This window comes from Roseburia sp. OF03-24 (genome assembly GCF_003463035.1).
GTDB lineage: Bacteria > Bacillota > Clostridia > Lachnospirales > Lachnospiraceae > Roseburia > Roseburia rectibacter.
In genome coordinates, this window is the sequence record NZ_QSCK01000051.1 from 1 (window position 1) to 12,313 (window position 12,313).

The window sequence follows — 12,313 nt, forward strand, 5'->3', positions numbered from 1 at the left end:
GCACAGACGGCAGCGGCAAAGGAATACAAAGCGGATGTGATAGCAGAAATTGAAAACAGTGATTTTAACCGGGATGTGATAAGCAGCTGTATTTCGCAGGCGCAGTCAGCAGGGTATACACTGACCGTAACGCCTTCTGCGAATGCAGAGGGGGAGACAGTATCAGCAGATGTAATACTGTCTTATGATTATAAGATGCCGGTTTTTGGCATTGAGAAAACGCATATGACAAGGGGGATCGCGCGGTAATGGAAGAGTTTATAGAACAGATTGGTGAAATGATCTTAGAGTCGGTTCCGGCGTTGGCGGTTCTCACGTTTATGATCAGCGTATATATGGCTGCAACAGCATTTTAAGGATGGTGTATGAAATGGAAGAGATTGTAAAAGAACTTGGAGGAAGCGTACAGACCGGAGCGGTGTCCGTCATAGCACTTGCCATGGCATATGGTGTATATGCCGGATATTTTAAGCAGATGATAGAGACATTTTTTAACGGTTTATGTGGTTAGGAGAATGACATGAAAGAGATCATGAAAGAACACGGCGGTCTGCTGGTCACTGTTGCGGTAACGATATGCATCCTTACGATTATATTTTCTGCAGTAACAGATTCGGATGGAAACCGTGGAATCGTAAAAATCATAGCAGCGCATATGAATACGGATGGGACTGATTACAATGCTTATGCAGACTATGGTGCGTATCAGACAGAAATCGCAAAAGATGCACCGGTGATTGAATACCATGGAAGTGGTAGTCTTGCACCGGGAACAGTGAATGTAGCAGATTATGTAAAAGCACATGACTATAACGGACAGGAGCTTGCGGTAAAACTTTTAAAGTTTTGTGATAAAGATGGAAACGAACTGACAGACCAGATGGATCAGGCATCCGGAACGATCACGTTTTCATCTGCCGGAAAGTATTCTTTTACGGTAAAAGCAGTGGATTCCGGTAATCGGAAAACAACCGTAGTGATCCATGTTCCGGTCATGTAGAAAGGGGCACAAATGAAATTAATCATCAGGGCGATTGTCACAACCTGTATTGCCGGAGTGATTTTTTTAACGATCATGGCGGTATCGGGAAGAATGAACCGGAGCATGGAATTAAAAAGTAATTTGCCGTCCACTGTAGAAGAGACGGCAGAAAATCTGTTAACAAAAAAGTATAATGTCACAGATAAGAATCAGCTGGAAGCTGATTTTTTAGAAACATTAGCTTATGCGATCGATTCAGATTCGGATATCCAGCTAAAAGTAAATGCTGCAGAAACGGATAAGCAGCTTTTATCCGTTTCTGTGACAGAAGAATTTAAGCATCCGAATGGAAAACCGGGAACCGTGTCATATGACAGGACAGCGGTTGTAAATAAACTTCAGGAAGAAGTGCCGGAGATCTGCCTGGTAAGATATTATTTATCGGATACGGACTGTTATAAATGCTATGAGGTCCTGAACGGTGATGGAGTTCCGGTTCCAAAAAATCCGGTACAGGAAGGAAAAACATTTACAGGATGGGCAGATGCAGAGGGAAATGCTCTGGATCAGAATATGACGATGACGCAGGATGCAGCTTATTATGCAGTCTGGAATTAAGGAAAAAGATGAAAAAGATAAGAAAAAACAGGATGTTAAATATTCTGATTATTGGGATGGGAACATTTATATTTGTGGAAGTATTTTTATTTACGGCAGTGACAATTTTTATTGCTCACTGCCTTGGAATTTAAGAGAAAAAGGTGTATACTATAAGTATAGAAATATCAGGGAAAACAACATGGAACAATGTTAAAAGATAAAACAGGAGGTAGTTATGAAGAGAAAAGAAAAAGGATGGAAAAAAGCAGTCGTACTGATGCTTGCACTTATCATGTGCATCAGCAGCATCGTAGTACCACAGCCGGAAGAAGTATCGGCAAAGGCAGCCAATCGGATCGATTTCAAAATCAACGGCAAGGCTGGCAGCAAAGTAACCTTGTATGCAGGTGAATATGTAAAGTTCACGATCGATGGCATGTGGCAGAATGGGGATTACATTCAGACAAGCGGAACAAACGCTTATGGGGATAAGATAAACTTCAAACCGTCAAAAGAGCTGACTTATAAATCCAGTAACAATGCAGTTGCGACAGTAACAAATAAGGGTGTCATCACTGCAAAGAAAAAAGGAACCTGTAAGATCACGGTAACATCCATTTACAATGCCAAAGTAAAAGGCACGATCAAAGTTACCGTCAGCAAAAAGAAACAGAACGCCAAGATCACACTGGAGAAAAAGAAAGCAACGATCGCAGTCGGAAAGACAACCACGGTCAAAGTAAAATCCTACAAAGGGATCAGCAGAAAGGGTGTGAAATTTGCATCCAGTAATAAAAAAGTAGCAACAGTTTCATCCAAAGGAAAGGTAACTGCAAAGAAAGCCGGAACGGCAACGATCACAGTAACATCCGTGGTAAATAAAAAGGCAGTTGCAAAGTTCAAAGTAACAGTAAAGAATCCGGACACGATCAACACAAACTATGCACCAACCGGAAAGAAAAAAATCGTCCTTGATGAAACAAGCGTAACACTTGCACCGGAATCCAGTTTTGATAAAATGCCAAGAGCAGTCGACGGTATGCCGGATGCGGTATTTGATGCAGGGGAGATTGCAGCATATGCAAGAAATCCGTTGGATGGAGATGCAGATGATCCGGGACGTAAATATTATGTAGTCTGCGCCAAAATGCTCGTTTCAAATAAAAAGAAATATGGCACAGCACAGATCAAGATTAAAAGCATGACCGGCTTAAAGAACAGGGAAGTTACATATAAATCAAGCAATAAGAGTGTTGCATCCGTTTCATCTACCGGCAAAGTCACTCCGAAAAAAGCGGGTACTGCAGTGATCACGGTAACATCCAAGGCTGATAAGAGCGTATCTGCGACTTACACGGTAACAGTTAGGAAACTTGTGACAGCATTCCAGTTTAATATGTATACGAATCTGAAGAAGCAGGATCCTGATTTGGATGCTACATATGAGGATGATATATATGATTATCGTCAGGTTATGTTATCAAGGGATGTGCTTCCGTTAAATGCGGAAAACAAAAATTTTACGCTTACAAGTAGTGATGAAAGCATTATCAAAGTATATGATGATTATGCAGTTGCGGGTGTTGGATATGGTACAGCAACTTTGACTTTAAAGTCTGCCGATGGATTTTGCAAATATTCTTGGAAATGTACAGTGACAGATAAGGGAACAACCTGCTGGTATACACAGAGTGCAGGAGATTAACAAATAATCTAAATTCATTCATGACAGTAGGATGTTCGCAGAAGCGTGCATTCTATTGTTTTGATAGAAAAGAATGATGAAACATGAAAGGAGAACTATGAAAGAACAAAGAAAACTGAATAAAGGAGGAAAAATGCTGCTGCTGTTCACACTCGTGATCAGCAGTATTTTTTTACTCCGGCCGTTTACTGTAAAAGCGGATGTAAATGTAAATATCAATAAAGAAACACAGATCGTGACGGATTTGATCGGTCAGTACAGCATCAATTATACCGGAGACGCGAACTTTTTCGGATTTTATGGTTATTATGAAAATAATAATTATAATGAAATGGTGAAGGATACTGATTTTAAAGCAACGGTAGATACCATTGGTAAGGACAAAATCGTAAACAGTTCTATTGCAAGTCTGAAAAAAACAGACGGTGCAACACAGATAGAAGCAGCATATCTTGTCTGGGAAACATCCGTACAGGGAAAAAATAATACGGATCTTGTAAAAAAGGCTGCGAATAAAGCGGTTTATTTTGCCGGTTCAACAGACAAGGGTGCTTTTACAAAGAAAGTAAATGCTTCCTATGCTGCAGTTGATATGCGTGAACCACATCTTGGAACAAAAGAATATACATTTTCCTGTATGTATGTAGATGTAACCTCGGTTGTTCAGAAATATGGCTATGGTAAATACGGTGTTGCAAATATCCCTTATGCAGCGTCAATGAAAACAAGTAATACAGACAAGGGTACACATGCAGGTGAGAGCAGTTCCGCATGGCAGCTGATCGTAATCGAGAAAAACAGCAAAGCAAATGTCAGGGCTGTTTCCTTAAAAATTGGTTCTCATTTTAATTATCAGTGGGAAGGCAGTACGTGGACAAAAAACCCTGTATCCATGAATCTGAATCTTGGGGATTGCAAGACAAATCAGTATATAAATGAAGATTCCGAAGTAAGCGGAGAATTATTACTGCTTGGAACCAATTCAGGAATTGTAAAAAGCAATGCGACAGAACAGAAATCTTTTGCACTTGATTTATATGACCGGGATAATAAAGATAAAAATAATAATGAAAGGCTGGCATATTCAAACAGTGGACTGATCGGACATTCTTATTTCTATCATGGAGACACACAGCTGAGTTCTAAGTTATCTTCTGTCCGTGGTATGTTAATGGATTTCACCGTAAATCAGGATGATGGATCGCATCCGGGATTTGCAACCAAGAGATTCCGTGCAGAAGCATCCGATTCATCCTGGTCAACATTATTTGTTGTCGGGCTTGCGGTGGATGTAGCGGATTATGATCTTATTTCAAATCAGGATACAACGGTAACCAGTGCAGTATCTGCAACTGTAACAGGAGGTATACAGGTAAAAACAGACCAGCCGGATACCGGTTATTATGATGGAAAACTGGTAGTTACATTGGATGATGCATTGACTCCGATAAAAGGTGAAACAATATTTACAGTGCTTGATAAAGGTGTAAAAAATCCTAAAGAAAAAAAACTTGTTTATGGGACTGCAAAAGAGCTTAAATATGATGCAGCCAAACATACACTGACTTTATCCGGTTATGATAACAAGGCAGATGACAGTTATGTTGGCTATACGATTTCATGTAGCGTAAAGGAAAATTCAGGAAAGAAAGTTTTTAAAAACCAGTATGAGGTTGTCGGAAAACTCCGGTCACAGTCTTTTAGCACCGGAATTGAGAAAAAAACAGAACCATTATCGTCTCAGGCAGTTCCGATGTATCGGTTTACAGTAAAGATGGATAAGACTGCCGGAAAGAATATTGATATACAAAGATTTAACCCAAGTGGGCGGTATTACACTTCACTTACGGTATTAGCAGATCAGAAATTGTTAGCAGGCGATTACTATGTAGGTTCTGTTGATATTCCATATAATGGAATTATTTCAGCAGTACCGACCTTTAACACCGGCTACGTGTTCAGTAAATGGATAGACCTCAATGAAAAAACGAATGTCTCCACAGACCGCAAGGCAACATCGGACATGGTAAATGATAATACCTATGCTTATGAAAGACAGATGCCTGCTTATAACCTGACGCTGACACTTACCGGCATCGGGGAGCCTTATGAAGTCCGTTATTACATAAACGCACCAAGGGCATTGACGAGTACGGATGTGTGGAAAGTCGGTAATACATTTACATTGATCGGAAATAGTGATGCAGAGACAGCGACAAAGAGTTATACCGGAACACAGATCAACAGTATCTGTAAAAATAACACACCGTATATCTATAAAACATACCGTTACGGCACCTATTATAATGCTGCATTGTCAAGCAGTATCACGATCAACGGATACCGAAAAGTGATAAGCGGAACCCATACGAAAGCCGGATGGTGGACTGCAGCAAGCGGCGGAACCTATGTAAATGTGGACGGTGCAGCATCCGGAGATAATCAGGGCAAGATCTGTGCCAGTGACTGGCGGGGCTATGCAAAGAGCGGTACCTTATCCAATGGAAAAAAAGGAAAGATCATTTCCCTGTATGCACACTGGGAACTGGATCAGGCAGAATATACCGTCCGCCACTGGAAACAGAAAGCAGACGGTATTGCATCAACCCATGACGATAAAAACTATGAACTTGCCGAAACAGAGACGAAAAAAGCACAGATCGGAAGTAGAATAACGCCTGCAGTAAAGACATACACCGGTTTTGACAGCCCGAAAACACAGACGAAAGCGGTAACTGCAGATGGAAAGATGGTCATTGATTATTATTATGAAAGACATCTATATAATGTAACATTAAATGCCGGAACCGGCATTGAAAAGACGACCGGAGGCGGATCGTACCGCTATGGACAGAGCGTTACCATCGATGCGGCAGTAAAAGAAGGCTATCACTGGTTAAACTGGAAAGGAAATTATAAAGGCGGATCCGGTGGGGAGCAGACCGTAGATGCTAAGAAGTTTGTATTTACGATGCCGGCCGGAAATGTCACGATGACAGCCAATGCAGAGGCAAATAAATATACGATCCATTTTGATCCGAACGGTGGAGCCGGACATATCGATGATATTGAAGCAACGTATGATGAAGATGTAACGCTGCCGGATGTATGGAATGCAGACGGAACAGCAGCCTATGTGAAATATACACTGGATGGACAAAACGTGACAGAGGATGTGATTGCCGGAGTGATTCCAAAGGCAATGATGGATGGATATGAAGAGGAAGAAACGGAAGATATGGAGGATACCGAAGATCCGGAGGATGTCGAAGAGACAGAAGTGACAGATGATCTGGATGACTTAGAGGAAGAAGACAACGAGGAAAATAAGAAAGCCGAGGAGCCAAAGAAAAAAGTCTACACATCTGTATTTATGGGATGGTCCTTAGAAGATGGCAAAGACACCTTTATCCCACAGTGGAAAGCCGGGGATATCGTTCGGAACCTTGTGGCAGAAGATGGTGGAGAGATCACACTTTATGCTGTCTGGGACGACTGTCCGTGGATCAAGGCACAGGATCTCTATTATACTTTAGAGCAGGCACAGAGTGGTTTTATCACGGAAGAAGAAATCTTAAGCCATGCAACGGCAACCGACCGGGAAGATGGAAGTCCGATTTTACCTGGAACCAATCCGGCACCGAGTGATCCGGAAGTTTTCACATCCTTCACGATCCCGGACTACCAGGCAGAAGAATTTACAAATCTGCAGCATGACTTTGCCACATCCGAGAATTTAACCGTGGTAGACCATGTGGGAAACACTTATGTGAAACAGATCATGGTGCATGTGATCGATACCACACCGGTGAAAGTAAAACCGGAAGGAAAGACCAGGTTTATCAGTGAAAAATATTTTAACCTGGATCATGAACATGGCGGATTGGAAGAAAATTCTATCTGGATGACAGATGCGGATTATCACTCTGCACTGCAGAAAGCATTTGATAATTTGAAAAACGACACGCCGGAAGATGAGTTTTTGATCCCGCATGAAACGATTCTTGAAATGAAACAATATGTCCAGGAGCACGGGATCGGAAACAGTAAAGAGCCTGGAGCATTGACAGAGCTTTATAATCGGTTCATGGCGCCGAATAAAGTAGAATAATTGCGACGTCGCAACAAAAATTTGAAAGGGAAAATTATTTATCAAGTTTTGAAAATTAGCTTGATAAATAATTATAAAATAATTATAATATAATTATGAAAAACATAAGATTTGAATGGGATGAAAATAAGAATAAAATTAATAAGAAAAAGCATGGCTTATCTTTCGAGGAAGCAGTAGAAGTCTTTGGAGACGAAAACGCTATCCTGTTTGATGATCCAGACCATTCGCTTTATGAAGACAGATTTCTCATCATTGGCGCAATTAAATCAACGAAAATATGCATTGTAAGTCATTGTTATCGTGATGATGATAATGTTATTCGTTTAATTTCTGCAAGAGAAGCAACAAAGAGTGAGAAAAAGATATATCAGGAAGGGTGGTAGAAATGCGAGAAGAATACGATATTAAGAATTTGAATCCGAGGAAAAACCCGTATTCAAAGAGGATTAAAAAACAGGTAACAATAAATCTTGATGGGGATGTGATCGATTATTTTAAAGCGCAGTCGGAGAGTTCCGGGATTCCATATCAGACGTTGATAAATTTGTATCTTTCGGATTGTGTTGCGCAAAAAAGAGAGCTGCAGATGTCCTGGAAATAAGGAAAAGAGAAAGAAAAATAGAATAAGCAATAAATGTAAAAGGAAGATGACAAAAGAGCATCTTCCTTTTTTGTTGTCTGGAAAATTAAAATGTTTTTCCAGTCTCCCGATCAACGATCCTGACATCACAGCCAAGAGCATCTGCTATTTTCTCAACATCTGAGTAACTCATGGTATCACGATAGAGCTTGGTACTTAAAGGTTGTGGTTTCATGCCGATTTTTTCAGCTAGATCGGAAACTTTGATGTTTTTTTCTAACATTGCCTGTTTAATTTGTTTACTTGCACTCATGTTATCACCTCTTGAAAATAATAACATAGAGATAAAATATATTCAAGCACAAATAAAAAATATTCAAAAATGAGCATAAAAGTATTGACAATATATTCAAAATCGACTATAATATAATCATAAAGAACAGGAAAATAAATTACAGGGAGGACAAAAACATGATTTATAGAATTAAAATCGAGGGAAAGGAATACAACGAAAATTACACATTCGAGACACCAAAGGAAGGGGATATTCTGGATGAGTTGAGAACGATTGTTGAGGACATGGAAGAAGGAAATATTGACAAACTGGAAGTTGAGAGGGAGGCATAAAGTATTAAAAATCACCCGCCCCGGAGGTTACGAGGGTAGAAAGGAAAACACATGAGAATATATGAACAGGATTTGAAAGAGCTTAATATTTCGGTGGAAGAGTTTGATAACATAATTTCACATATTTATGACAAGACAGCCGAGGAGATGGTTGTACTTGCAAAAGCGATAAAAAGCGGCGCGCATGTCCTTCCAACAGTAAAAAGAGCATTTGAACGCGTTCTTGCAATGAGACAGGCAGAAAGACAGGAAGCATATAACATTTATTACAACAGATGAGTTGAAAAAAACTGAAACTATAAAAGCCGAAACGCTCCACCCTGGAGCGTCAGCCGCGGGATGATCGCCCGGCTCTGATGATGGCAGATTAAAGAATGGAGGCAGGAAAATGTTAAAAGAATTAACACTTGCAGAGTTTAAAGAGAAATTTCCACAAGTCAGTACATATGGATTGGAAGATCCGTTAAATGTGTTTTTGGAAAACGGGGAAATCTTGATCGAAAGAGAATGGAACGGAGAGGAGTACATTTTGAAAAATGGTAAAACCTACCGTCCGGTATATAAGCCGCTGAATGAAGATGATTATACAGTTATCGGCTATGTAGAAAGTTAGTACAGGAGGAAAAGAAATGGAAAAGTACACCCGCGTGCAGGTTGAAATATTATTGACTGCTGATGAAAAAGCATTGCTTGAGCATTATGTGAAGGAAAATAACCGGAGATATAAAAAACGCGGAGCAACTCGGAACTGGTGGACGCTGGAGAAACTGTTACAGTGTTTATTAAGCGATATAACCTACCAGGCGGTAAAACATCGCAGTGTCCGGGCTGTCTGGCAGAAACTGTCGTGATCCTGTCCCTGCCTTGTTTACAAATTCACATAGCGGAGGCGCTTTGATGTTTAGCGTCTTCGCCACAGGGAAAAGCTCCTTTCTCTTTGTTTATCAAAAAACAAAATAAAAGGATACCAGCAGACCTTAGTCGCAGGGTGGAGTTTGTGGATAAGCTGCTGTTTATGGAATCGTTGGTAACTGTGTGGGGAATGTGTGGGAAAATTGTGGGAAAGACGTTTTTCCTTTTCCATGATTTTTCCATGCATTATCCACGCGGTTATCAATGATGGAATAGCTGTTTATCCATAAAATCCACGCTGTTCTTACGGTGTTGCAAGACGGGGAGAGCGGCCGCTGTCCTGAAGGGTTTAGTGCTGTTCCGGAGGGGGTGTCCCGCGGCGCGCGGACGGAGTGTAAGCAGCGAAGCGGGGCGCCCCTCCGGGGCGGCGCTAAGCCCTTCAGGGCTTCTGCCGGGCGCGTAAGCGCCCGGCTTAACCCCCGGATTGTAACACGGGGGTACAAATGCGATAGGCGACTCTTAATTACGGGGCACAAATGCCGGAAATACGGCAAAAACTCCGGTAAAAACCTTAGTTTACATTATGACAACTAAGACCCCAAAAGTTGGCATGATGTAAACTATCTGCAAAAACACAAAAAAATAACCTGCCTGCATACAGTATTGCGGGGAGTTGCAGGTATTTTGAATTTTGAAAAAAACGAAACGAAAAAGGAATCTTTTAAGGAGGTGGAGAAGATGGCGCAGACAGAAAACAGTGTTACCGCTTATGATGTAGAAGACTGGAAGAACAAAGGCAGAATACAGATGTCACCGGCAGAGCGTGAAAGCTGGTTAAATGAAGGACAGCTTCTTTTAACTGATTACGCAGAAGGGATCGAACGGGAATGGGAATTGATCAAATTTTATAGTCAGCTCCTTGCGGCGGTGGCGGACTGGTGCATCGTCTTTTTAAAAGGCGCACATGGTCCGAAGTGGACGGACGGACAGGAACTTAATTATAAGCGCAGACGGATCGAATACCAGCAGGAGGAAATGATTGCACACGGCTTTTTTATTCCATCCGAGTTCGCAGATCTGCCGCCGGAGATGGATGTGAATTATATGCGTGGCAGGGAAAATATAAAGAAAAATGCAAAAGCAGCATTAAAACAGATTTTAATGGATCCGGATTATCAGTTTGTAACGGATCATGAGAGTTTTTTAGGGCGGATCCAGACAGCGTGCATGCGTGTGCGGCCGGATGAAGTGACCGGAAGAGTAAGAAAGCTGCAGGAAGCGATTGAAAACAATGATTTCCCTGGAATGCGGCGATATGCAGATTCCGATCCGGTCATTGCAGCGGCAGCCGTCTGCAGGGCAGAAATGGAACCAGCGTTAGATGATTTGAACCCGTTTTAATTGTGCTGATGCTAGGAAAGGAAAAAAATGGGTTATGTGGTGGGAGCCTTATTTTCAGATGAGGCAGCAACCAAAAACAGCTTAATCATACCGGCTGTTTTGGTGGGTGGAAGAAAGAAAAAACACACAGAAGGGAGGAATGTACATATGGGTGTGAGAGTTGTGATCCCGAACATGTCAAAGACGTTCGGAGCACTGCACTATGCCGGTGAAGGGGAAGCAGTCACCTGGAACATTTGCGGGGAAGACGTAAAAGGAAATTTCTACACGTTCTTTGCAGATGCACTCCGCGGGGAAGTCGTGGAGGCTTTAGTAATCGGCGCGAACGGATCCCAGCCGTTTGAATTTGGTGAAGCGGTCGTTTTGGAAAATCCGAGCATCATTGCGAGAAATCACGAGACGCGGAGTGATGGAATGAACAGCCTGCTTTTAATGGCAGATGGCATTTACCGTGAAGCGGATGTCTGCCTGGAAGATGAACCGGATGATGGCAGCTTAGACGAACTGGTAGAAGAATACCTGATGAAACATGGGTACAGCATTGTAAACCGGGATGAATAAGAAAAGACAGATCAGAAAGACAAGTAAAAACACGTAAACAGTAGGAGGAAAATATCATGGAATTAAAAAATGTATTTATTGATGCAGAGAAATCGTTAGGAAACATCACTTTTGCCGGAGCTGGCAGGGAAAGTCAGCAGCGTATAAATGGCGGCAGACATGCAGTTATATCGAGAACTTACAGTCTCTATTCTGATGTACAGCGCGCGGATAATGTTGAGGTTATCATTCCTGGAAAGGCAGGGGTAAAGCATTTTGAATATGAGGAACCGGTAGTGCTGGTAAATCCCCGTGTGGAAATTGAAGGGTACGCGATCAATAACAAGGGTTATGTGAATTATAAAATTTATGCGGATGATATCATTTCTGTGGATGAGCTGGAAGATGCGGGAGTAAAGCAGTGATCCGGTAAAGGGAATTATGTGCAGCACAGCAAATGAAATAAAAGAGAATGATTCAAAAAGAAAAAAAATAAAGAAAAAATAGAAAGATGGAGGAATAAAATATGAGATTTCCAGAGGGATTAGTTGTTGATACAGAGAAAACATTAGGAGAATTAAAGTTTGCGGCATTGCGCAGAGAAAACTACGCGCAGGACGAGGAAGGAAATGTGACCGATGAGATAAAAAAACGTACATATGACCTGAAATGTCAGCGCCAGGGGCACACGATCACAGTCAGTATTCCACCGGAAGCCGGAGAAAAAGCGTTCCCATACAATGCAACGGTAACGCTTGTAAATCCGGTAGTAAGTGCAAGAGCGGATGCGACGTTCGGAGGAAGGGCAACGGCAGACTGGTACATCAATGCGGAGGATATTGTATTGGCAGATGCTGCAGGAAAGCCTGCTGATCAGACAAAAGCTGCCGGAGCAGATGCGCCGAAAACAGC

The 12,313-nt window shown here is 41.7% G+C and carries 18 protein-coding genes and 1 other RNA gene; 18 read left to right on the top strand and 1 reads right to left on the bottom strand.

The features are described from left to right. The 9 genes from DXA60_RS18745 to DXA60_RS17675 form a co-directional block, all read left to right on the top strand. The coding region (locus DXA60_RS18745) for a hypothetical protein (RefSeq protein ID WP_117922587.1) at positions 1-249 on the top strand (249 nt) is incomplete at its 5' end. Positions 250-370: 121 nt separating this feature from the next. Then, positions 371-511: a hypothetical protein gene (locus tag DXA60_RS18750; RefSeq protein ID WP_015561482.1), complete on the top strand. Its 141-nt coding sequence runs from the start codon at positions 371-373 to the stop codon at positions 509-511. Between the two features lie 9 nt (positions 512-520). Next, positions 521-1,000: a hypothetical protein gene (locus DXA60_RS17645; RefSeq protein WP_055193763.1), complete on the top strand. Its 480-nt coding sequence runs from the start codon at positions 521-523 to the stop codon at positions 998-1,000. A gap of 12 nt (positions 1,001-1,012) precedes the next feature. Then, entirely contained in the window at positions 1,013-1,600 is a 588-nt protein-coding gene (locus tag DXA60_RS17650; RefSeq protein ID WP_117922588.1) for a hypothetical protein, read from the top strand. Then, the gene (locus tag DXA60_RS17655) at positions 1,584-1,796 is read left to right on the top strand and encodes a hypothetical protein (protein ID WP_117922589.1); all 213 of its coding nucleotides are present in this window, start codon (positions 1,584-1,586) and stop codon (positions 1,794-1,796) included. The genes DXA60_RS17650 and DXA60_RS17655 overlap by 17 nt, the downstream gene beginning before the upstream one ends. Before the next feature lie 21 nt (positions 1,797-1,817). After that, positions 1,818-3,287 carry an Ig-like domain-containing protein gene (locus tag DXA60_RS17660; RefSeq protein ID WP_117922590.1) on the top strand — a complete coding sequence of 490 codons (1,470 nt, stop codon included), beginning with the start codon at positions 1,818-1,820 and terminating at the stop codon, positions 3,285-3,287. 97 nt (positions 3,288-3,384) lie between these two features. After that, positions 3,385-7,398 (top strand): InlB B-repeat-containing protein, encoded by a 4,014-nt coding sequence (locus tag DXA60_RS17665; RefSeq protein WP_117922591.1) that lies wholly within the window; start codon positions 3,385-3,387, stop codon positions 7,396-7,398. A 95-nt stretch (positions 7,399-7,493) separates the two neighbouring features. Beyond that, on the top strand, positions 7,494-7,784 hold the full coding sequence (locus DXA60_RS17670) for a BrnT family toxin (RefSeq protein WP_015521876.1): 291 nt from the start codon (positions 7,494-7,496) through the stop codon (positions 7,782-7,784). A gap of 2 nt (positions 7,785-7,786) precedes the next feature. Then, positions 7,787-8,002 (top strand): BrnA antitoxin family protein, encoded by a 216-nt coding sequence (locus tag DXA60_RS17675; protein ID WP_015521877.1) that lies wholly within the window; start codon positions 7,787-7,789, stop codon positions 8,000-8,002. 85 nt (positions 8,003-8,087) lie between these two features. Here the strand turns inward: DXA60_RS17675 and DXA60_RS17680 are convergent, their stop codons facing one another. Next, positions 8,088-8,294 carry a helix-turn-helix domain-containing protein gene (locus DXA60_RS17680; protein WP_055193772.1) on the bottom strand — a complete coding sequence of 69 codons (207 nt, stop codon included), beginning with the start codon at positions 8,292-8,294 and terminating at the stop codon, positions 8,088-8,090. Positions 8,295-8,452: 158 nt separating this feature from the next. Between DXA60_RS17680 and DXA60_RS18950 the strand changes: the two genes are divergently transcribed. From DXA60_RS18950 to DXA60_RS17720, 9 genes are all read left to right on the top strand, one after another. After that, complete coding sequence (locus DXA60_RS18950) at positions 8,453-8,608, top strand: hypothetical protein (RefSeq protein WP_199536250.1); 156 nt, start codon at positions 8,453-8,455, stop codon at positions 8,606-8,608. A 51-nt stretch (positions 8,609-8,659) separates the two neighbouring features. Then, positions 8,660-8,887 carry a hypothetical protein gene (locus DXA60_RS17685; RefSeq protein ID WP_117922592.1) on the top strand — a complete coding sequence of 76 codons (228 nt, stop codon included), beginning with the start codon at positions 8,660-8,662 and terminating at the stop codon, positions 8,885-8,887. A gap of 24 nt (positions 8,888-8,911) precedes the next feature. Then, positions 8,912-8,980: hammerhead ribozyme type II (locus DXA60_RS17690), an RNA gene on the top strand. A 16-nt stretch (positions 8,981-8,996) separates the two neighbouring features. Continuing rightward, positions 8,997-9,221, top strand: coding sequence for a hypothetical protein (locus tag DXA60_RS17695; RefSeq protein ID WP_117922593.1), 225 nt, complete (start codon positions 8,997-8,999; stop codon positions 9,219-9,221). 16 nt (positions 9,222-9,237) lie between these two features. Further along, positions 9,238-9,459, top strand: coding sequence for a hypothetical protein (locus DXA60_RS17700; protein ID WP_117922594.1), 222 nt, complete (start codon positions 9,238-9,240; stop codon positions 9,457-9,459). A gap of 739 nt (positions 9,460-10,198) precedes the next feature. After that, positions 10,199-10,861: a hypothetical protein gene (locus DXA60_RS17705; RefSeq protein ID WP_147345406.1), complete on the top strand. Its 663-nt coding sequence runs from the start codon at positions 10,199-10,201 to the stop codon at positions 10,859-10,861. Positions 10,862-10,888: 27 nt separating this feature from the next. Then, complete coding sequence (locus DXA60_RS17710) at positions 10,889-11,422, top strand: DUF961 family protein (RefSeq protein ID WP_015561495.1); 534 nt, start codon at positions 10,889-10,891, stop codon at positions 11,420-11,422. Between the two features lie 56 nt (positions 11,423-11,478). Continuing rightward, on the top strand, positions 11,479-11,826 hold the full coding sequence (locus DXA60_RS17715) for a YdcP family protein (protein WP_015521885.1): 348 nt from the start codon (positions 11,479-11,481) through the stop codon (positions 11,824-11,826). 101 nt (positions 11,827-11,927) lie between these two features. After that, positions 11,928-12,313 (top strand): YdcP family protein (locus DXA60_RS17720; RefSeq protein WP_117922596.1); only part of this gene is annotated, 386 nt, incomplete at its 3' end.

Excerpts from the sequence above, each read along its gene's own strand:
- DXA60_RS17660 (WP_117922590.1), top strand. The coding sequence starts at position 1,818 with ATGAAGAGAAAAGAAAAAGGATGGAAAAAAGCAGTCGTACTGATGCTT.
- DXA60_RS17670 (WP_015521876.1), top strand. The coding sequence starts at position 7,494 with ATGAAAAACATAAGATTTGAATGGGATGAAAATAAGAATAAAATTAAT.
- DXA60_RS17665 (WP_117922591.1), top strand. The coding sequence starts at position 3,385 with ATGAAAGAACAAAGAAAACTGAATAAAGGAGGAAAAATGCTGCTGCTG.
- DXA60_RS17655 (WP_117922589.1), top strand. The coding sequence starts at position 1,584 with ATGCAGTCTGGAATTAAGGAAAAAGATGAAAAAGATAAGAAAAAACAG.
- DXA60_RS17705 (WP_147345406.1), top strand. The coding sequence starts at position 10,199 with ATGGCGCAGACAGAAAACAGTGTTACCGCTTATGATGTAGAAGACTGG.
- DXA60_RS18750 (WP_015561482.1), top strand. The coding sequence starts at position 371 with ATGGAAGAGATTGTAAAAGAACTTGGAGGAAGCGTACAGACCGGAGCG.
- DXA60_RS17695 (WP_117922593.1), top strand. The coding sequence starts at position 8,997 with ATGTTAAAAGAATTAACACTTGCAGAGTTTAAAGAGAAATTTCCACAA.
- DXA60_RS18950 (WP_199536250.1), top strand. The coding sequence starts at position 8,453 with ATGATTTATAGAATTAAAATCGAGGGAAAGGAATACAACGAAAATTAC.
- DXA60_RS17650 (WP_117922588.1), top strand. The coding sequence starts at position 1,013 with ATGAAATTAATCATCAGGGCGATTGTCACAACCTGTATTGCCGGAGTG.
- DXA60_RS17680 (WP_055193772.1), bottom strand. The coding sequence starts at position 8,294 with ATGAGTGCAAGTAAACAAATTAAACAGGCAATGTTAGAAAAAAACATC.
- DXA60_RS17700 (WP_117922594.1), top strand. The coding sequence starts at position 9,238 with ATGGAAAAGTACACCCGCGTGCAGGTTGAAATATTATTGACTGCTGAT.
- DXA60_RS17675 (WP_015521877.1), top strand. The coding sequence starts at position 7,787 with ATGCGAGAAGAATACGATATTAAGAATTTGAATCCGAGGAAAAACCCG.
- DXA60_RS17645 (WP_055193763.1), top strand. The coding sequence starts at position 521 with ATGAAAGAGATCATGAAAGAACACGGCGGTCTGCTGGTCACTGTTGCG.
- DXA60_RS17685 (WP_117922592.1), top strand. The coding sequence starts at position 8,660 with ATGAGAATATATGAACAGGATTTGAAAGAGCTTAATATTTCGGTGGAA.
- DXA60_RS17715 (WP_015521885.1), top strand. The coding sequence starts at position 11,479 with ATGGAATTAAAAAATGTATTTATTGATGCAGAGAAATCGTTAGGAAAC.
- DXA60_RS17710 (WP_015561495.1), top strand. The coding sequence starts at position 10,889 with ATGGGTTATGTGGTGGGAGCCTTATTTTCAGATGAGGCAGCAACCAAA.